Source organism: Streptomyces sp. NPDC001890 (assembly GCF_042891445.1).
Taxonomy (GTDB): Bacteria; Actinomycetota; Actinomycetes; order Streptomycetales; family Streptomycetaceae; genus Streptomyces.
The window spans coordinates 1-18,150 of the sequence record NZ_JBIATE010000025.1 but is presented as its reverse complement, the minus strand read 5'-3'; the positions used below and the strand labels follow the sequence as shown (position 1 = coordinate 18,150).

Sequence of the window (18,150 nt, the reverse complement as noted above, 5' to 3'; positions counted from 1 at the left end):
TTTACTCATGGTCGAGGAGGCCCTGAACTTCTATCCGCATGACATCGAGGAGCCGACCAGCTTCATCCAAGAGGTTTGGGAGCTGGCCAGGCATCGAGATCGGATTGCCGTCGGTGACCTGCCCTGTGGCGGTAATCAACCGAGCAGCTGCAGCGAGTGCCACGAAGCCCTGATCAGCAGCAGTGGACACGCTTTCGGGCCCTTCAAGGTTGACGATCACCAGCGCCTCGCGGAGCTCCCGCAAGTGCCCCTCAAGGTCTGCCCGTTGCTGGTCGATGCCGGGCCCCAACCAGCCTTCCTCTGTGACTGCGTTCCGGACGGCGTGGAGAGTTTCAAAAGCTGGGAGTGTAACGGTGATGAATCGGGCATAGGCATCCCGCCGCATCTGTCTGCGCCACTGGTCATGCGTTGCTCGGGCTTGCCGGTCTCCAGTAATGCGGGCGGACAGGATGGCACCGCCGGCGCCAAGGCCTGCACCGATCAGAGTCCCTGCGATACCTGCTATGGCTATCCAGCCGTTGGTGTCCACGGGACGGGATTCTGCCCGGTATTTTGGCGCCCGGCGTGCGATAGACCCGACCGCTCGGGTGCAGGCGGGGAGGTCAGATGTGCCAGGTGGTTCCGGGGTGGTTCCACGATGGGCGGGTGTGGGGTCACAGTGGTCCCCATTTTGGCGGGGTCCCGTCTGCAGCGCGCCTTGGTCTTCGGGTCCATTTCCCAGCAGACGTGATCGTCGTTGTCTTCTCGGGCCTGCTGGTCAAGGCCCCTACGGGGCCCGCACCGCCCGACCGCGCTGCATCCCTTCCACACTCCCCGGCTGCCGGACGCAGTCCGCAAGCCGTGGAACGTGAAGAGGACGCGCTGCGCGCGGCGACCACAAGAGACCCCTGCCCCCGCAGCCGTCGGACACGCAGCGCAGGACGACGCCCCGGACCGGACATCACGGTGCGAGGAAGACAACCCCGCTGCGGTCTTCCTGCATCCCGGCCACCCGGACAGCAGTGCCGAAGGCGATGCCACGGAAGTACTCCGCCTTCACCTGCTCGACCGGAATGATGTCCTCCTCCGCCGCAGCACTCAAGTGCGCCTTGACGCCCTTCTCCCACACGACGGCCGACACACAGGGACGGGAGATCCATGCGTCGAAAAGGACCGCCTGGGCGATCTTGGCCTCGCCCTCATGCGCCATGATCCGCTTCCGGACCTGCGCTTTGTCCTCCTTCTTCGTCCGGCCGACCTTGACGTACGACAGCCTCGAGCACATGGAACGGAAGAACAGGACGTACAACCGGTCACCGACGACGTCGAGCGAACCCCCCTTGTCCTCCAGGTCCCTCCACGACTGGTGCCGTACCGCCGCGACGACCTCCGCGGGCGGCAGACGCCCGGTGTCGAAGTAGTCGCCCAGCAGTACCTTCGCCGTCATGGAGTCCAGGTACGGGTTCCTGTACTGCACGTTCAGCCTCGTCGTCGGCAACGCCTGCTGCTCCCACTGCGGCGCATCGGCGACGGATTGCTGCTCGTCGCCGAAGTACTGCTCGGTGTAGAGGTCCTCTTCTCGCATGTCCGAGATTGTGGTGCGGCAACGCCGCCGGCAGAAGAGCACCTCGGCCAAGGGGCACCTGCCGGATACCCCGTCCCGGAAAAGGCGATGCTCCCTACAGTGCTCCCCTGGCCTATGACGAAGAGACCGGGACCATCCGAGACGTGTTCGTGGTGGAACGCCCGGCTGGGACGCGGAACCAAGAGGCTCACAACGACCGCGACTGGAAGGCCTGTCCGACTACGCTGTCCCCATGTCCTTCATACCGGCCCGCTTCCGCGAAGCCGAGACCGACCACCCGGCCATCGCACAATGGTGCTCCACCATCCTGTCCGGAGACACCGCCCGCCTCCTGCTCCTGGGCCCGCACTGGTCCGGCAAATCACACACCGCCTACGCCGCGCTGCGCCGCCTGACGGCCGCCGGATACCGCGAAACGGACATCACCGTCCATCAAGCCCACGACCTCAAAAGCACCTACCAGCCCGGCCTGATCGAGAACACCACCGCGGTCACAGTCATCGACGACCTGACGCTCTCCGTCGACCTCGTACGTGAGGCGACGCTGCCGCTGGAAACGGACTCTGCAGATGTCCAGGCAACGATGGCGTTGGAGGCCGGGGCCCTGGCGGACGCCGTCGCTCGCCTGAGCGTGCTGCCACGGTGCTCCTGGTTCTTGATCGCCTCAAGCACCGAACGGCTCGTCGAAGCAGTCGGCCAGGAGACCACCGACCGCCTTCTCGCTGTAGCCGAGCTGGCCGAACTGCAGCAGCGGCCCCGGCCTGCCCGGCGCTGGTAGCAGTCGGGCGGAGACAGGAAGCACGGCCCCGACCATGGCATCGTGCGGGGCATCGCTGCCGTCCCTGCCCTCGATCGCCCACGCGGCTAGGTACCGACGCTGAGCGGCCGGGCTCCAGCCGCTCGGCGTGATGCCGTGCGGGGCCGTGATTCAGGGCCGTGCGGCGGTGAACCGCGAGACCCTCCCCGCCTCAGAGCTGGTGACGCACACAGATGAGGCTGCGCAGGCCGCTGAGGCGCGGCCGTGCCAGCACGGTGGCCAGCCGGCCTGTCCCGGTCAGGACCGTCGGAGTACGAGCCCCGCCTGCGGTCTTCCAGATCCCGCCGACAGTTTCCAGGGCCTCGGTGCGCCACTGGTGGGTGTGGTGGAGGACGAGTACGGGCCGGGTACGGCGGGCGAGTACTCCGTCGACGTGGCGGAGAGCCTCTTCGGTATGCCGGGGCCGGGCCCACCGTTCCTGGTGGAGCCCGGTCCACAACGCGTCCACGAGGGTCTTGGTGGAGTAGGGCGCGACCGCGACGACGTCGACGATGTCGTGCTCGCCGAGGTCGACGAGCACGGTGCGAACGGCCCGTGCGACGTCGGCCGCGTCGTCGCCGGTCACCGTCATGAGCGCCCTGGCCTCGATCGCGGAGACCATCTGGTCCCGCAACTCCGGCCTGGCGGGGCTCTCTGCCGAGCGCGTGTCCATGGGGGCTTCCTTCCTCACGGCATCGGTGCGGCTCCAGCTCACCAAGGCCACCACACCAGCAGGATCAACTACCCCAAAAGCAGACCAAGATATTCGCACGTGTGGTATCAGTCCGTGCAGGGCCTGCGGACCTGCAACTCGGCGTGGTGGCCGACGGCGCGTACGGAGGTGGCCAGCTCCAGCTTGAGCGGGGTGGTGCACGAGGCGCTGGGGGAGGCCGCACAGGAGCTCTTCACCGACCTGATTGAATCTGTTCGGCCTCGACCCCCAGCTGTAGACGGCCCTCGGCCAACGCCGGTCGGGCCACCAGCCGACGCGGCAGCGCACCGCTGTCGCGGACTCCCGTTCGCTGTCCCGCACCAGAAAGCAGACCTCGCCCGTGTTCCAGGAGACCCCGATCTACACCCGCCTTGTCGTCGAGCAAGGCGATGTCCCCGCCCAGGTCCGCGGCGAGGCTCAGCGGGTACTGCGCGACCTGGAGCGGGTCATGCCGCCCGGGCGCCGCTCTGCCCCCGCTGTGCAGTCGCAGGCCGGCCCTTCCTTCCGGCCAGGCGACTTGAGTTCATGAGCGCGCAGACGGGCGTTCCTACCTCGCACGGACGGTCCAGGCGGAGAACGCGTATGCGCTGCCCGCCGACTGGCTAGTCAGCCTCACCTGCTCGGGAGGTGCGCGCGGCTCGCACGCTCTCTTCCAAGGCCGTAAGCAGGTCGGCGGCCGGCTGGGGTACCGGCAGCGTCTCAACTTCGCCGCCCGTGACCTTGGCGTCCACCAGCTGCTCCAGCGCGCGACCGTATTCGTCGTGCAGTTCCCGCATCTCAGTCCCGGTCAACTCAGACAGCAGCGTTTCGGCGAGCTGAAGCTCTTGGTCCGTCACCGGTGTCGATGGAGCCAGGTCGCCGGGATCGCGCAGCTCGTCCTGCCACAGCAGGGTCTGGCACACCAGGACTCCGTGCCTGGGCCGCAGCACCGCCAGCCGCTCGCGGCGGCCAATGGCGATCTTGCAGAGGCCCACGTACCCGGTGCGTGCCAGGACCTCCGTCAACAGCACGTACGGGCGGTCCGCAGCCGGCCCGTCCGGTGCGGCGAAGTAGGCCCGCCCGTAGCTGATCGGGTCGATGTCCGTCCCCGGAACGAAACCAAGGACCTCGGCGACGTGCCGAGTCGGCAACGGAAGATGATCCAGGTCCTCGTCCGTCAGCGGCACCAGCCGCCCATCCGGCAGCTCGAATGCCCGGCCCACGTTCTCGTGAGGGACCTCCTCGCCCCCGCCTTCCAGCTCGCACACGCGTTTGTGACGGATCCGGCCGGAATCGACGGAGTGAACCTCCCTGAGCCTGGCCTTGTGCTCCTCGGTGGCCGAGTACAGACGTGCAGGCAGCACCACCATCCCGAAGGAGAACACCCCCTTCCAGACCGACCGCGCGGGCACCCTGCCATCCATACCCCCAGCCTCTACCGACCGGCACAGGCGCGCACAGCGGACTACTCCACGCCAGACACGAGCAGCCCACCCCAGCGGTGACCTGACACCTACCAGGCGTTTTCGTAGCGTGACTGTCTTGACTGCGGTTGTCTCTGCGCCTGTGGTTGCAACTGATGGACCGGGTGGGCGGCCGGTCTCGGGGAACATGCCAGATGCTGCACGGTGAAGTGCCAATGCGGCGCCACTACCGAGCCACCTTCGGGTCGCTGATACAGGTGCGGTCCTCCACCCGCCACTACCTGCGGTCCCCAGCGCAGTTACGCTCACTGCCTGACCTGCACTGAGCCCGGATCCACCGGCTTGATACCTGTGGATAGGTCTTCCGGAAACGAAGAAGTGCCTTGTGACCTGCGATGATGGGGTTTCTCTAGGACCACATCAAGCACGATCGGCAAGACACTTCCGAGATGCAATCCTCCCACGCCTCGGCGGCGGTATCTTCCACGTTCGGCGACCCGAACTTGATCGCGTCCGGCGGGCTGGAGCCGATGGTGCGGCTGGCCGAGCGGTGCGGTCTGCCCGCGCTGGCCGGGGGCACATCCGGCTGCCTGCCTCGAAGGACGGGACGGGCGCCTTCCCCGCCGCGAAGCTGATGTCGCTGGTGGGCGGCATGGCCGCAGGCGCCGACAGCATCGAGGACATGGACCGGCTGCGACATGGCGTGATGGGCCGCCTGTTCTCCGGAGTGCGGGCCCCATCCACGCTGGGGTCGTTCCTGCGCTCCTTCACCCACGGGCATGTCAAGCAACTGCACGCCGTGGCCCGCCGATTCCTGCCCGAACTGGCCCGTCACACCCCGCTGCTGCCCGGCGCGGACCAGGCCGCCTACGTGGACATCGACGACACCATCCGCCGCACCTACGGCTACGCCAAACAAGGCGCCGGCTACGGATACAGCAAGGTCAAGGGCCTGAACGCGTTGCTCGGCATCGTCTCCACACCCCTGTCCGCCCCCCGTAATCGCCGCCACCAGGCTGCGCAAGGGACCCTCGAACTCCGCGCGCGGGGCGGCAGCGTTCGTGGCCGAGACCATCCGCACCGCCCGCGCCTGCGGCGGGAGCGGACTGCTGGTGCTGCGGGCGGACTCAGCGTTTTACGGCGCCGACATCATCAACGCCTGCCGGGCCCTGGGTGACCGCTTCTCGATCACCGTGCGGATGAACACCTCTGTCAAAGCCGTCATCGCCCACATCGACGAGACCGACTGGACGCCCCCAGGACTTCGCCCAGCTGTTCAGCACGGTGCATGCACCACCAGGTCTCTGACGCACCCTGACCGACCTGCCCGAAGGGGCCCGAGACTGGACAAAGTGGAAGAGCTGGGCAGACCAGCGGCCACCCCATGCCCAAATCCCCAACCCAGCCCCGACGCGGCCTGCACGATCCCGAAACGATCAAGCGGGAATCAAACCGGTGGATCCCGGCTGAACGCTGGGGTACCCATCGCCGAAGTTGCGCGCCGCGTGGGCAACTCGCCCGATTCACCGCCGCTACCACGGGTGTATCGACGACCACGAAGAAGCCGCCAACGCGAAGATCACAAAGGTACTTGAGGCGGAGGGGGATAGTGCCTAGCATCCGCCTGCCACGTAATTAACTACACATCTCCTAAAGCGAGTTAGACACTCGGTGTCCTCAGAGCTGACCGAGTTGCTCGCCACGAGTCTTAGGCGCATCCTGGAGGAGATGAGGGAGCCTTAGGCCCTTCCAGGGAAGCCGTTGCATTGTGACCAACCCGGCTCTCCCCAACCGTGATCTCCTGAATCCTTGCGACTCCACCGACAAGGGAAACCGGGATGATGTTGCGGGAATTTCTATCTATTCCGCAAGAGAGAGAGTTGCCATGCCGACTTACAACGAAGACCCCGTCGTCAGTTCTGATGACGGTACGGCCGTCTGGGGTAAAAGCAGTACCTGGGTGGGAGTATTTGGCGAGAGTCAAAGCACGACTGGCGGCCAAGGAGTGCTGGGGCAAGCCCTCGGTACCGGGGTTGCCGGAGTCAGCAAGACCTGGGTAGGCGTTTATGGAGAGTCCAGTGGTAATACAAATGGCCCTGCGGCGATCTGGGGAGACGGCAAGGACGGAGCCTTTGGAGTAAAGGGGCACGCGCGAGCCCAGGGAGCCGCCGGGGTGGCGGGGTATAGCCTCACCAACAAAGGTCCTGGAATCTACGGTCAAGGAAATCCGGCTGGCCAATTTGACGGAGACGTAATCGTCACCGGCGACTTGGTCCTGACCGGCGGGGACGTAGCCGAAGAGTTCGACATCGCCCAGCAAGTAGCTGACCCGAGTGACGTGTGTCCGGGCACAGTCGTCGTACTCGACAGCAACGGTGCGCTGGCGCCGTGCAGTCGCGCCTACGACGCCGGCGTTGCGGGCGCTGTCGCAGGTGCGGGTGACCGCACCCCAGCGCTGGTTCTCGATCGTCACCAACACGCGGGGCAGGACCCTCTCCTCCGACCGGCTGTCGCCATCACGGGCAAGGTCTGGTGCCGAGCAGATGCGTCCTTCAAGGTCATCCGCGTCGGAGACATGCTTACTACGTCTTCGACTCAGGGACATGCGATGGTCGCGAACGACCGTGACGCTGCATTTGGTGCAGTGCTGGGCAAGGCTTTGACCCCGCTGGACGTTGGCACTGGCCTAGTCCTTACCCTCGTCGGCCTCGCGTGATCCAGAAAGAACTTCAGCTGGGGCCGCACCCGATTCAGACTGAGCGAATAGTGTGGCCCCACTAAACCTGGTCGCGAAAGGCGAGATCATCATGCCTAAACTTCGAACTGCCATCCACAGCGCGCGCGACAGGGGTGTTCTGCCGCAGTACCGCCCAGATGGAAACGTGCGCATGCTGGCACGTAGGCTCGACCGTGCAGCGCCTATCTCCATGCGCTCGTTCATTCAACTGCTCGACAGCCTGCACGTCGTAATTCCCCCTCCTCCCGGAGGGACGCCTCCGCCGCAACCCCTGCCGCATATTACGGTGGGGACTGACGGTTCAGGCGCCTCAGCCGTCTTTAAGATCGACGGTACTCAATTCAAGCCGAACGTCACAGTGACGGTCAGGGTTGTTGACGACGCCTTTGCGCAGCGGACCTTCACGAAGAGCTCTGAAGCTAACGGAGATTTCCATATGCGACAGAGCACTCCCTGCATATCGGGACTGGGGTTGCATATTTCGGCCACGGACGGTCGACGAGATCCACACGATTTGACGGGGGTTGCGTGGAGTAACACGGTCGATGTGTCTTGCCCCTGAGCCCGGATCCACCGGCCTGATGCTTGTGGATGGCCTTTCGAGAGACGAGGAAGTGCCTTGCGACCTGCGATGATGGGAGTTCTCTAGGCTTCCAGCACGCACGATCGGCAAGGCACTTCTGAGATGCAATCCTCCCATGCCGCCGCGGCGGTCTCGTCCGCGTCCGATGACCCGAATCTGATCGCGTACGGCGGGCTGGGGCCGGTGGTGCGGCTGGCCGAGCGGTGCGGTCTGCCCGCGAGCAACTGCACGCCGTGGCACGCCGGTTGCTGCCCCGTCTCGCGGCGCACACCCCGCTGCTGCCCGGCGCGGACCAGGTCGCCTACGTGGACATCGACGACACCATTCGCCGCACCCACGGCTACGCCAAGCAGGGCACCGGATACGGATACGGCAAGGGCAAAGGGCTCAACGCGCTGCTCGGCGTCGTCTCCACACCGCTGGCCGTCCCGGTGATCGCCGCCACCAGGCTGCGCAAAGGACCCTCGAACTCTGCACGCGGGGCGGCAGCGTTCGTGGCCGAGACCATCCGTACCGCCCGCGCCTGCGGTGCGAGCGGCCTGCTGGTGGTGCGGGCCGACTCCGCGTTCTACGGCGCCGACGTCATCAACGCATGCCGGTCCTTGAACGCCCGCTTCTCCATCACGGTGCGGATGAACGCCTCCGTCAGGGCCGCGATCGCAGGCATCGACGACGATGCCTGGACTGCGATCAAGTACCCCCAAGCGGTCTGGGACGAGGAGGGCCGGTGCTGGATCTCGGACGCCGAGATAGCCGAGACCACCTACACCGCCTTCACCTCCAAACCGAAGAACCAGCAGGTCACCGCCCGTCTGATGGTGCGTCGCGTCAAACGTTTGGGCACTGGTGCCCAGCCCGCCGGGCAGGGCACGCTCTTCGACACCTGGCGCTACCACGCCGCGTTCACCGACTCTCCGCTCTCCCTGAGGGACGCCGAACGTGATCACCGGCGGCACGCTGTGGTGGAACAAGTGATCGCGGACATCAAGAGCAGCGCCTTCGCGCACGCGCCGTCCGGACACTTCCAGGCGAATGCCGCCTGGCTCACCCTCGCCGCCCTGGCCCACAACCTCACCCGCGCCGCCGGCGCACTGGCCTCCGCGTTCCACGCCAGAGCGATCACCGCAACGATCCGCGACCACCTCATCAACGTGCCCGCCCGCCTCGCCCGCTCCGCCCGCCGACTCACCGTCCACCTGCCCGAACGCTGGCCCTGGAGCGAGGACTTCGCCCAGCTATTCCGCGCAGTGCACGCGCCACCACCGACCGCCTGACGCGCCCTGCCCAACCCGCCCGAAGGGGCCCGAGACCTGTGGACATGTGGAAGAGCTGGGCAGACCAGCGGATACTCCCTGCCCGAAACCGCAGATCAGCCGCCAGACCACTCGAACGCCCCCGGAATGATCACTCCTGAATCAAGCCGGTGGATCCGGGCTGAGATGCATGGAGGCATCTGCGGTGTCAATCCCCTCGAACTGTGGAGATCTTCTAAGCGATCAGCTCCCAAGTTCCGCCTGCACCGCCGTGAGGATTGCCATGCTGCTGCGGACCTGGCCCACCACCACCTGACGCTCGAAGGGCACGGAGCGCGGCGCGCAGCGCCTCGGCGGCGTCTGGCCGGCCCGGGCGGCGGCGATATCGGCATCGGGACTCGTCGCCGTTATCGCCTGCGATAGCGGTCGTGAATGACGTTGACGGTGTCAGCCCAGGCGCTGTGGGGCTGCTTAGGCAGGTGGTGACCGGCGAGGTCTGCCAGGCGCCGGTAGAGCGGGTGCATCGTCCCCTCCTCGTTGGTGATCAGAGCGGTGAGAAGTGCTGGCCGCTGGGGCCTGGGACCGCGGGACGCGGCGGTCGGCGTGACTCGGCGCAGCACGTACACCTGCTGGGGCTCTGGTAGTTCGGCCAGGCCTTTGACCTGGGCGCACAGGCTGCTGAAGGTCACCGTCTTTCCCAGGCGCGCTGCGTGCTCGAGAACGTCACGGACGGCGTCGGCGAGGCCTGCGGGGTCGAAGTTACCGGCATCCGCAGGGCCAGGGGCCGGCTTGCGTGACGTCGGTACGGGCGCGGACTTCCGTGGCGGATTCTGCGGATTCTGCGGTACTGCGACGGGGCCGGACCGCGCCTGCTGCACGGAGGCGATCTTCGAGCGCTGTTGATCGGTCAGCCACGCTCCGGCCTGCTCCGAGGCCTGTTCGAGCTGGCGTCGCTGGCGAGGGGTAATGGTCTGGATTCCGCGATCCTTCTGCAGGTCCAGCTCACGCAGCAGCCGCTCCACGGTCTTCAACGCCTTGCGCTCCAGTAGGTTCGGCTCGCGGGGCGTGGGAGCCCCGACTCCCCGCTCCAGCCGCAGCAGCAAGTCACCGGCCCTGCGCATCAGGTCGTTCTCCTGCGCGGTCGCACCGCCGTGGAGCGCCACTTCTGCGCGGTTCAGCCAGCGACGGATCTCGGTCACACTGTGCCCGGCGGCCACCGCATCGTCCAGGGCCGCCATGACCGCCGTCCGGTCCTGCGACGTCTGCATGTCATGTGCCACGACATCGACGGCAGCGGTGAGAGGTCTGGCCGTCGTCGAAGCGGTCCTGGGCGGCCGCACACCGATGGGGCGCCGTGAGGTACGAAGGTGCCGGATCTCCTCGACCGCGGGAGTCGACAACCCAGTCGGGGTGAGCGCGCATTCACTCAGATCGAACCACCGGGTTCCGTCACGGCGCTGCGTACCTACCTGGACCCGCCGACCGGTGCCGTCGGGCACACACTGGATGCGGTTGACGTACCCCTGCTCCACCAGCACGTGCGGGTCATGCGTCATTCCCGGACCGAGCACCAGCTGCGAGGCGTCCGCACCGGCCAGCACCGAACCGGAAGCGCTGGCAAGCACGACCGTCAGATCCTCGTGCCCCTGCGGCGTGAACAGCACTTCGCCGCTGATCGAGCCGTCGGCGTCACGCGCGACCGTCGCGGTGGCAGCGATGTCCTGCTCGGCCAGCCACTCCAGGACACCGTGCTTGATGTAGAGGTGGTCCGCGCTGGCGACCCCGGCGGCCTGCCTGCCGCAGGCAGAGGTGTCCTCGGGATCCGGCACGTGAGCAAAGTGGCAGGCGCGGTCGGTGTAGAGCTTGGTGGTCAGCTGGTGTCCGCACCCGCCCAGCCACACCCCGCACCAGTAGCTCTGGCCGGTATGGCGCTCCCGGAAGTTGTCGAGCTCTATCGCTTCCATCGGCAGAACGACGGGGTCCTCAGACTCGGCGTGGCCGATCACGGCTGTCTGTACGCGGCGTCTGTCCAGGGCCATGCAACCTCCAGCTGCACCGGAAGCGGCAGGTACTCCGCCTCCATGCCGGCAACTGGCCTTGCTGCCAGCCGCCTAACTCACCGACGGTACCCCCAGGTTCTGACAACGACGGGGGCTTCACGTAGCAGCGGACAGGCCCCCTGTGGCGGTTCTTCGTCTGTGTGCATGTCGGGCGTTCTGGGCGTTGCGCGCCGCGGCATTTGGGAGGATGCGTCAGGCAGCGGGACGAAGGCCGCCGCTGTGACGCGATGGTCGCGCAGCCCAGCGGACGGCCCCGCCAGGATTACGCCGTCGGGGACGTAGTCGGCCACGGCCCCGCGCCGGCCACCCCCCGCCCCTTCTGCTCGACGCCGACAAACAGGCCGTCGAAGTCCTTGACCAGGCAGCCGATCCGCCCCTGGGAGCATTGGATCCTGAAGTGGTCAGGACCCAGGCCACCCGGGGACGGTGTTGGTTCAGCGTCGGGTGACAGCGAAGCCGCTGTCGTGCAGGGCTGCCGTCCACACGTCGCGGTCGTACCACTTGTCCACATCGGGCATCAGCCGGCGGATCTCGTTCATCCTGGCCGCCCAGTCATGACCGGCTGCGGTACGGCTGCCCTCGCAGCCGGTGCACCCGTCCTCGCCGTGGATGTGGCCCGCCATCCACGCGTTCACGGCGACGTTGAGGACTACCGCGTAGAGATCGCCACCGTTCTCGGCCAGGGAGTCGGGAACCCCTGCAAGGATCACAGCGAGTTCGGGGTTGCCGAGCGGAGGCAGGGGCGCCTGCCCGACCCCTTCCTGACTGCTCTCGTTCTGCGCCCGCTGAGCGGCGATGGACCTGGCAAGCCCGGCCGCACTGAAGTACCGCCAGGCCGACCGCACCTGGATGTCCATCTGAGTTGCCACTGCGGTGACGTTGCGCTCAATGGTGTCGGCCACGGTCCCCGGACGGGCGGTGACGCCCAGCTGTGCCAGTTCAGCAAGGGTGTCGGCCACGGCGTTCTGGAATTGCTCGGTGTTCCTCACCGTCCGGATCCTAGGGGCCGCGCCACGCGGATGTGCTGGCGATGGCCGACATTCCTTCGCACGTGGGGCAGACCCCTGGCGGTGACAGAGATCGCTTGGAGCGCCCCGCAACAGCCACCGGCCCCAGCACACAGACCCCGCCTGGGAAATTCGGCAATGCGAGATCACCACGAGGCCCGGTAGGCCGCCAATTGCCCTTGGTAGTAGGCACATTGGTCCGGGCTCAAGCGGCGCACCGCGTAGCCGCCGCAGGAATAGCACCAGCGGTCGGCGGACCGGTCCGCGTACATCATTTCTTTGAAGATGTCGGCGAGGCTGTCGTACCCGTCGGGGGAATGCCGCACGGGCTCGGGCAGCAAGGGGACGAAGTCGGCGAGGGTGAGGATCTCGTGCTGCTCGCCGACGGACTCGGCGTAGCGGCAGCCCACACCGTGGGAGCGGCCCTTGTAGCGGCCGTGCGGATTGGTGGCGTAGACCTGCACGTCCCCGAGTGGCCCGAGCTCCATGGACCCGTCCCGGAACAGGGACAGATCCAGGATGTGACCGTCCCAGCTGTGGGAGCGGTGGCGGGCGAACAAGGCGTCCCGGTCGCGCGAGCGCTGCTCGGCCGGAAGGGTCCGCAGGTCGGTGAGGGGTGTGAGCGAGTACCAGTCCGAGATCTGCCACCTCTCCTGTGCGGCCCGGGTCAGGCCGGCGCTCAGGCAGGGCTCGTTGCCGCAGTCGCACTCTTGGCCGGGACCAGCGGCCTCATTGAGGGTGAACGCGGGCCATCGCGGATCCGGCTCCTGTGCGGTGCGCTGCTGAGGCAGGGCACCGCGGTTGCCGATCACGACCATTTGTTCCGCAGCGTTGTCGGCTCGGCAGGTGGCGTAGGTGTGGACCTTGATGCCGGCCTTCCGGGCCGCGGCCCGCGCAGCGGATCGCACCGCGGCTGCTCCGCCGAACTGGGCTACCTCCGGCTGGATGACCGGTACCGACCAAGGCGCATCCCGGGGCATGCCTTTCCCTTCGGCTGCCTCCCTCGCGCGCTCCAGACGATCTTGAAGGACGGTGACGACTTTGCCTCGCGGGCGACTGGGCTGGATGGGCATGATCGCAGGATAGGCATTCGGGGCGCACGGTGCAGTTTCATGCGCGATGCAGGGCAGGGGTCTGCACCGCGGGGAGGCCGGAAGACGGGAAGGACGGGCACAGTGCCGCCGGAGCACCCTGAATGCCGGACCGGGGCCTCCCGGGATATGGCACCTCTAGCTCTTCAGGTACCTACTAGGTACCATCAGGGTATGCCAGCCTTGAACATCACTTTCACCGACGACGAATTCGAAGCGGTCCGCGCCGCCGCGACCGCCGAGGGTAAATCCCTCAAGCAGTTCGTCCACGACCTCCCGCTGCGCGAACAGCAGCGCCTCCAGTTCGTCCGCTACGCCATCTCCTGGGGCGATCAGCACCGGGACGAGTTCGACGACGCCTTCCCCGACGAGATGCCGCCGGCCGACCGCCGACAGGGAGCCGAAGCCGCCTGATGGTCCTCTACATCGACGTCCCCTGGCTCCTGGACGTCCAGGAGCAGGCCGTCTCCGAAGACGTCACTGTCGCCGACTACTCCGCTCTCGTCGCGGCCGTCGCCCGCCACAAGACCCGCATCCCCCGCCCCACCACCGCCGCCCCCGACGCAGCCTGGGGCGCCGCCGCTCTCCTGCACACCCTGGTCCGGCTCCAGCCACTGCCGTACCGCAACTCCCTCTACGCCTGCCAGGTTGCTGCGGCCTACATGCACGCCTCGGGCGAGGGCATCGACCCCCCATACGGCGCGCTGGTGGAACTGGTCCGCGACGTCCAGTCCGGCAAGGCAAGCGTCTACCAGGCAGGCGACCGCATCCGCTCCTGGCGCATCTGACGGCGGCGCGGAGGTCTTCGCGCTGCGCGGATTGCCCACCGGGAGTTCGCGGGCCTGGATTGCGGGCAGGACGGTGTCACAGGGAGCGGGTCAGTGCGTGTTCCAGCGTCTCCCACGTGAGGTGCTCGGTACTGCCGACGGCGTCTGCGGCTGCGGCGCCCAGGGCGGGGCCGACGGCGCCCGCCAGCCCGCCAGTGGCCTCGTGCAGATGTCCAGCGAGGGCACTCAGGCTGCCGTGTGCGTGGTCGAGCAGTCGCAGTTGCTCATCGGGCGCTACCAGACGCTCCCATTCGGGTCCGTAAGGCATGGGCAAGGCTGCGCACGGTCGGTAGGGCCGGGGACGTGTTCGAGGACAGCCGCGGCATGCTGCACGGCATGGGCCGGGATCCGTGTGACGTAGGTGAAGGTCGTTGCGCGCCGCGGCCCGAGCCACGCTCAACGCGCTCAGCGACCCGCATGCACCCCGCACCCCCTTCCCCCGTAGGCCGGGCCGTACACAGACGGCACCCGAACGCGACCGGCCCCACCACCGAACCCCCGGCACGCCACACCGCCAACGGCTCCCCGCCCTCCCCGGCGGGGAACTTGGCGCCCTCCCGACCTCAGGCCGGCAATGCCCGCCCCAGCACTTCCTGCCCCAGCCCGCACAACCGGGCCAGGACCTCCCGCCCAGCCGCGTTCAGCACCACCTCGCCATCCGCCCGCACATCCCCGCTCTCTTGCCGGGGCCGGGAACCACGCCACTGCCAGTACGACCGCAGCGCTTTCGCCTGCATCCCCTAGGAGGCCGCGACACGGCCGATCAGCGACGACGTCATCCCCCGGCAAGAGGGGCGACACGAAAGGCCCCAGGCACCACACCGCCGACACGGACAACCTCGCCACCAACAGACACCCGCACCCCTCCAGCTGCTACCGGGCACCCAGACTGGCCCGAGCAGCATCAGGGCGTCCGGCAAAACAGCGAAGAACAGCCCGTCCGGTCAAAGGACGGTTCCTACACACCCACCCCTACCAGCGCATCCCGAGTGCATCCAGATCGGCGCGGCGCTGTTTGGTGAGCCTGTCGGCACGCTTCCGTACGTTGTCGAGCCATGTGCCCAGCCGTACGGTCACAGGCTCCTCAGCGCCGTTCTGGCGTCCCACCGCGACACCTCCTTCCAGGCGCTCGACGTGCTTCCTCGGCACCCTCAGATGCCCCTCCCGGGCATGGAACTGCCGTGCGGCGCGGAGGTTCACCGCCCACATATCGTCTTGCGTCCGTTTCACTGGCCGCTCTGTCTCATCGGCGGGTTCGATTCCGAGGACGTTGTCCAGGAGCCATTGCTGTGCGGGCAGGAGCTGTTCCCATCCGTGCCGCTGCGCCGTGACCCAGCGTCCGAGGTCTTCGCCCTGCACGATCACTTTGCCGACCACCACCGGCAGGACCCCGCCGTTCTGGAGCAGGTTCTGGGTGAGCCGGAAGCATCGCTGCCACCCCGTATCCCATACCGGGCACCAGCCCGGATCGATCTCCTCCAACGCCGCCCGCCGAGCTTCGGTCAAGGCACCCGCACTGCTCTCGACAGCCAGGCCGGCCTCACTGCGTTCCGCGTTCTGGTCTGCTGCACGGGCTGCGTATCGTTGGTTTTTGGCCCAGGTCCCGACGGGGTATCCGTCCCATACCGCGGTCGTGGGAGGCAGCAGGTGTCCGTGCACGGTGGCCCAGGCGCGGGCGGCTGTGAGGCCTTCCTCGAACGCGACGTCCTGATGGGACCAGACCATGCCCAACCCGTCGAGCTGTTCCACCCGCCCCGCATCCAGACGCCCCGCCTTGTGGGTTTTGCGCTGGTCGGCGAGCCAGGTCCCGAGCGGGAACCCCGCCGGCACCCAGGTATCGGGGGTGATGTAGTCGTACGGCACCCGCAACTGATCCGTCCCGGTCTCTTTCACGTACCGCACGCATGCCTGGATCCCGCGCCGCCAGAACGTGTTCTCCGGCTCGATGACCCGCAGCTTCACGAACCGTGCCAGCAGTGCCGGGTCACGGGGTGTGCTGAACTTCAGCAGCTCCCGCGCGGGCGCACCCGGCCCGGGTCCACTCACCGATCCCTCCCGCTCGCCTTCCCGCTCACCCACGGCTTCGCCTTCCTCGCCCTCCTCAAGCACCCAACGGCCGCTGCGGACGCGGGGGTCGGCGAGGTGTTCGATCGTTTCGGTGTCGTGTGCCCGCAACGCTGAGAGAACCTTCACGAGGGTTCCGTAAGCGTCCGAGGTCAGCATTTCGTCCGGCTTTTCACCCGGAGCGAGGAATACGGGAACAATCAGAGAAGCGACCTTCCCCTGACCGGGCTTGATTCTCAAGGCGCGTCCGACCATTTGCACGATATCGATCATCGACCCCCACGCATCACAGAACGCGACGGAATCACAATTCGCCGTATCGACACCCTCACCCAGCACCTTCACCGAACTCAACACCCGCAACGCCGCCGGCACCAACCCCTTCCCCAACCGCCGCCCACCCCCGCTGCGCCCCCCGACACCACTCTCGATCAGCTGCGCCTGGTCCTGGTCCTCGATGACGTCGGAGGCGAACTTCTCCAGGACGGCGCGTCGGTGGGCGGGCGGGTGTTCGCCACAGAGCCAGTCGGCCCGTACCCGCTCCGGCTCCGGGTAGCGCCTGGGGTTGTCTTCCCATAGCTTCCGGGCTGCGTCGACGACTCCTGTGGCCATGGCTTCGGCTTCGCTGACCCGGCTGTGGAACGTCAGGACCTTGCGCAGGTTCTCTTCGGCGGCCGCGGTCACGAGCCCGGTCTGCAGTGCGGCGAGCCGTGCTCCGCGTACGGCGTCCGATCCGTACCCGGCCTCCTGGCGCAGCTGATGGAACTCCGGATCGCTGATGTCGACGCACACCACCTGATACGGCGCCACCAGCCCCCGACTCACCGCCTGTGAGAGCGTCAGTTTGTATGCCACCGGCCCGAATACCCGCGACCCCGGATCCATGCTCGCGATCAGCCTCGGCTCCCTGCCCTCACTACCCTGGGCGTGCTCGGGCGCCTCCCAGATCCGCGCCGTCGCCGTCATGTACAAACGACGGGTCGCCGGCATCCGCACCTGGTCGTGCACCACCGCCCACGGCTTGCCCGCATACCCACTGGTGCGGTGCGCCTCGTCGACGACCATCAGGTCCCACGCACCAAGCCCGGCACCATGGGCGCGCTGGAGAATGCCGAGGCCGACGGCGGCGTACGTGGCGAACACCGTCACCCGCTCCAGACCCCCTACCCAGGCGACGAGTTCACCAGGATCGGTCGTGCACGGCACACCATCGGAGTCGTCGGCCCGGAGCGAGCAGACCCCGACCATCGCCCCCGTACGGCCTCCTTCCCGCCATGCGGCCGCGGTCTGGGTCAGAAGATCCAGCGTTGGGACCAGGACCAGGACATGCCGCGCGCCGAGTTTCTCGGCGGCCGCGACGGCGATCAGGGTCTTCCCGGAGCCGGTTGCGGCGATGACCTGGGTCCGCAACCCCTCGGCCGGCAGGTGTCCGCTCGCAGGCGTCTGCAAGACCCTCAGAACCGCGTCGACCGCCTCCACCTGATGCGGAAACAACTCCTTCAGCGTCACCAAAACTTTCCTCTCCTCGACCGCTTCAGACATTTTTCCAAGCCAGAAAAGACCCGGATCCCTGCGCAGCAACATGAACTTTTCAGCGATAGCCAAGAAACAGACAACTGACCCAGAGACAGCGGCAGGGGGCGGCTCACACTCCTTAATCTAGCTTGGAATCAAGAGTGACGCACACCGACTGCAGAAGGGTTTCCGAACCGCCAGTCCGTAATCTGCGCAGGGCCGTCCCTGTTACCCCGAACACTCCTGACAGGGACTCAAGGGACCAGAGAACGGGCAGGAAGCCCCGATCCTCACGACCCGTCACCGCACTCCCCAGTCCAAAGACCACCCCCAACCCGTAGCCAGCCCAAGGGCTGTGCGGAGCATGGCCCGCCGCCCGGATCGCGGAGCGATCCGGGCCGCAGTCAACGAAGTTGACTGCCTGGGCCACGGAGTGGACCGGCAACCCCGGACGAAGTCCGGGAACAACGCACGGAGTGCGTTGTCTTCTTCCGCCGCGTAGCGGCGGCGCGTCGTGTCTGCGGAGCAGACCGCGCGC

At 67.2% G+C, this 18,150-nt stretch carries 16 protein-coding genes; 6 read left to right on the top strand and 10 right to left on the bottom strand.

From position 1 onward, the window contains the following. Position 1 precedes the first annotated feature (1 nt). Together ACFYY1_RS35285 and ACFYY1_RS35280 are read right to left on the bottom strand one after the other, a co-directional pair. Positions 2-529, bottom strand: coding sequence for a hypothetical protein (locus ACFYY1_RS35285; RefSeq protein WP_388592903.1), 528 nt, complete (start codon positions 527-529; stop codon positions 2-4). Between the two features lie 411 nt (positions 530-940). Then, the gene (locus ACFYY1_RS35280) at positions 941-1,564 is read right to left on the bottom strand and encodes a hypothetical protein (RefSeq protein WP_388592902.1); all 624 of its coding nucleotides are present in this window, start codon (positions 1,562-1,564) and stop codon (positions 941-943) included. Between the two features lie 232 nt (positions 1,565-1,796). On the opposite strand from ACFYY1_RS35280, the gene ACFYY1_RS35275 reads away from it, so the two are divergent. Further along, on the top strand, positions 1,797-2,342 hold the full coding sequence (locus ACFYY1_RS35275; protein WP_388592899.1) for a hypothetical protein: 546 nt from the start codon (positions 1,797-1,799) through the stop codon (positions 2,340-2,342). Between the two features lie 190 nt (positions 2,343-2,532). On the opposite strand, the gene ACFYY1_RS35270 is transcribed toward ACFYY1_RS35275, so the two are convergent. From ACFYY1_RS35270 to ACFYY1_RS35260, 3 genes are all read right to left on the bottom strand, one after another. Beyond that, positions 2,533-3,033: a hypothetical protein gene (locus tag ACFYY1_RS35270; RefSeq protein WP_388592897.1), complete on the bottom strand. Its 501-nt coding sequence runs from the start codon at positions 3,031-3,033 to the stop codon at positions 2,533-2,535. Positions 3,034-3,140: 107 nt separating this feature from the next. Next, on the bottom strand, positions 3,141-3,269 hold the full coding sequence (locus ACFYY1_RS35265; RefSeq protein ID WP_388592894.1) for a hypothetical protein: 129 nt from the start codon (positions 3,267-3,269) through the stop codon (positions 3,141-3,143). 405 nt (positions 3,270-3,674) lie between these two features. Beyond that, positions 3,675-4,475 carry a Ku protein gene (locus tag ACFYY1_RS35260; protein ID WP_388592891.1) on the bottom strand — a complete coding sequence of 267 codons (801 nt, stop codon included), beginning with the start codon at positions 4,473-4,475 and terminating at the stop codon, positions 3,675-3,677. Between the two features lie 550 nt (positions 4,476-5,025). Here ACFYY1_RS35260 and ACFYY1_RS35255 point away from each other — a divergent pair. The 3 genes from ACFYY1_RS35255 to ACFYY1_RS35245 all read left to right on the top strand — a co-directional run bounded on the left by ACFYY1_RS35255 (position 5,026) and on the right by ACFYY1_RS35245 (position 9,069). Next, positions 5,026-5,652, top strand: a complete 627-nt coding sequence (locus tag ACFYY1_RS35255; protein WP_388592888.1) for a hypothetical protein — start codon at positions 5,026-5,028, stop codon at positions 5,650-5,652. Between the two features lie 591 nt (positions 5,653-6,243). Next, on the top strand, positions 6,244-7,191 hold the full coding sequence (locus tag ACFYY1_RS35250) for a hypothetical protein (RefSeq protein ID WP_388592885.1): 948 nt from the start codon (positions 6,244-6,246) through the stop codon (positions 7,189-7,191). An 837-nt stretch (positions 7,192-8,028) separates the two neighbouring features. Then, positions 8,029-9,069 (top strand): IS1380 family transposase, encoded by a 1,041-nt coding sequence (locus tag ACFYY1_RS35245; protein ID WP_388592882.1) that lies wholly within the window; start codon positions 8,029-8,031, stop codon positions 9,067-9,069. A gap of 386 nt (positions 9,070-9,455) precedes the next feature. Here ACFYY1_RS35245 and ACFYY1_RS35240 read toward each other — a convergent pair whose 3' ends face one another. From ACFYY1_RS35240 to ACFYY1_RS35230, 3 genes are all read right to left on the bottom strand, one after another. Beyond that, the gene (locus ACFYY1_RS35240) at positions 9,456-11,087 is read right to left on the bottom strand and encodes a hypothetical protein (protein ID WP_388592879.1); all 1,632 of its coding nucleotides are present in this window, start codon (positions 11,085-11,087) and stop codon (positions 9,456-9,458) included. A gap of 455 nt (positions 11,088-11,542) precedes the next feature. Then, a complete protein-coding gene (locus ACFYY1_RS35235) occupies positions 11,543-12,097 on the bottom strand; it encodes a hypothetical protein (RefSeq protein WP_388592877.1) in 555 nt (184 codons plus the stop codon). A gap of 164 nt (positions 12,098-12,261) precedes the next feature. Then, positions 12,262-13,023, bottom strand: coding sequence for a hypothetical protein (locus tag ACFYY1_RS35230; RefSeq protein ID WP_388592875.1), 762 nt, complete (start codon positions 13,021-13,023; stop codon positions 12,262-12,264). Between the two features lie 357 nt (positions 13,024-13,380). Here ACFYY1_RS35230 and ACFYY1_RS35225 point away from each other — a divergent pair, with 357 nt between their 5' ends. Together ACFYY1_RS35225 and ACFYY1_RS35220 are read left to right on the top strand one after the other, a co-directional pair. After that, complete coding sequence (locus ACFYY1_RS35225; protein WP_388592872.1) at positions 13,381-13,620, top strand: hypothetical protein; 240 nt, start codon at positions 13,381-13,383, stop codon at positions 13,618-13,620. Then, the gene (locus ACFYY1_RS35220) at positions 13,620-13,994 is read left to right on the top strand and encodes a toxin Doc (RefSeq protein ID WP_388592870.1); all 375 of its coding nucleotides are present in this window, start codon (positions 13,620-13,622) and stop codon (positions 13,992-13,994) included. The genes ACFYY1_RS35225 and ACFYY1_RS35220 overlap by 1 nt, the downstream gene beginning before the upstream one ends. A 76-nt stretch (positions 13,995-14,070) precedes the next feature. Here the strand turns inward: ACFYY1_RS35220 and ACFYY1_RS35215 are convergent, their stop codons facing one another. Both ACFYY1_RS35215 and ACFYY1_RS35210 read right to left on the bottom strand, forming a co-directional pair. Then, positions 14,071-14,301, bottom strand: a complete 231-nt coding sequence (locus tag ACFYY1_RS35215) for a hypothetical protein (protein WP_388592868.1) — start codon at positions 14,299-14,301, stop codon at positions 14,071-14,073. 704 nt (positions 14,302-15,005) lie between these two features. Continuing rightward, positions 15,006-17,702: a Helicase associated domain protein gene (locus ACFYY1_RS35210; RefSeq protein WP_388592866.1), complete on the bottom strand. Its 2,697-nt coding sequence runs from the start codon at positions 17,700-17,702 to the stop codon at positions 15,006-15,008. Positions 17,703-18,150: the final 448 nt, after the last annotated feature.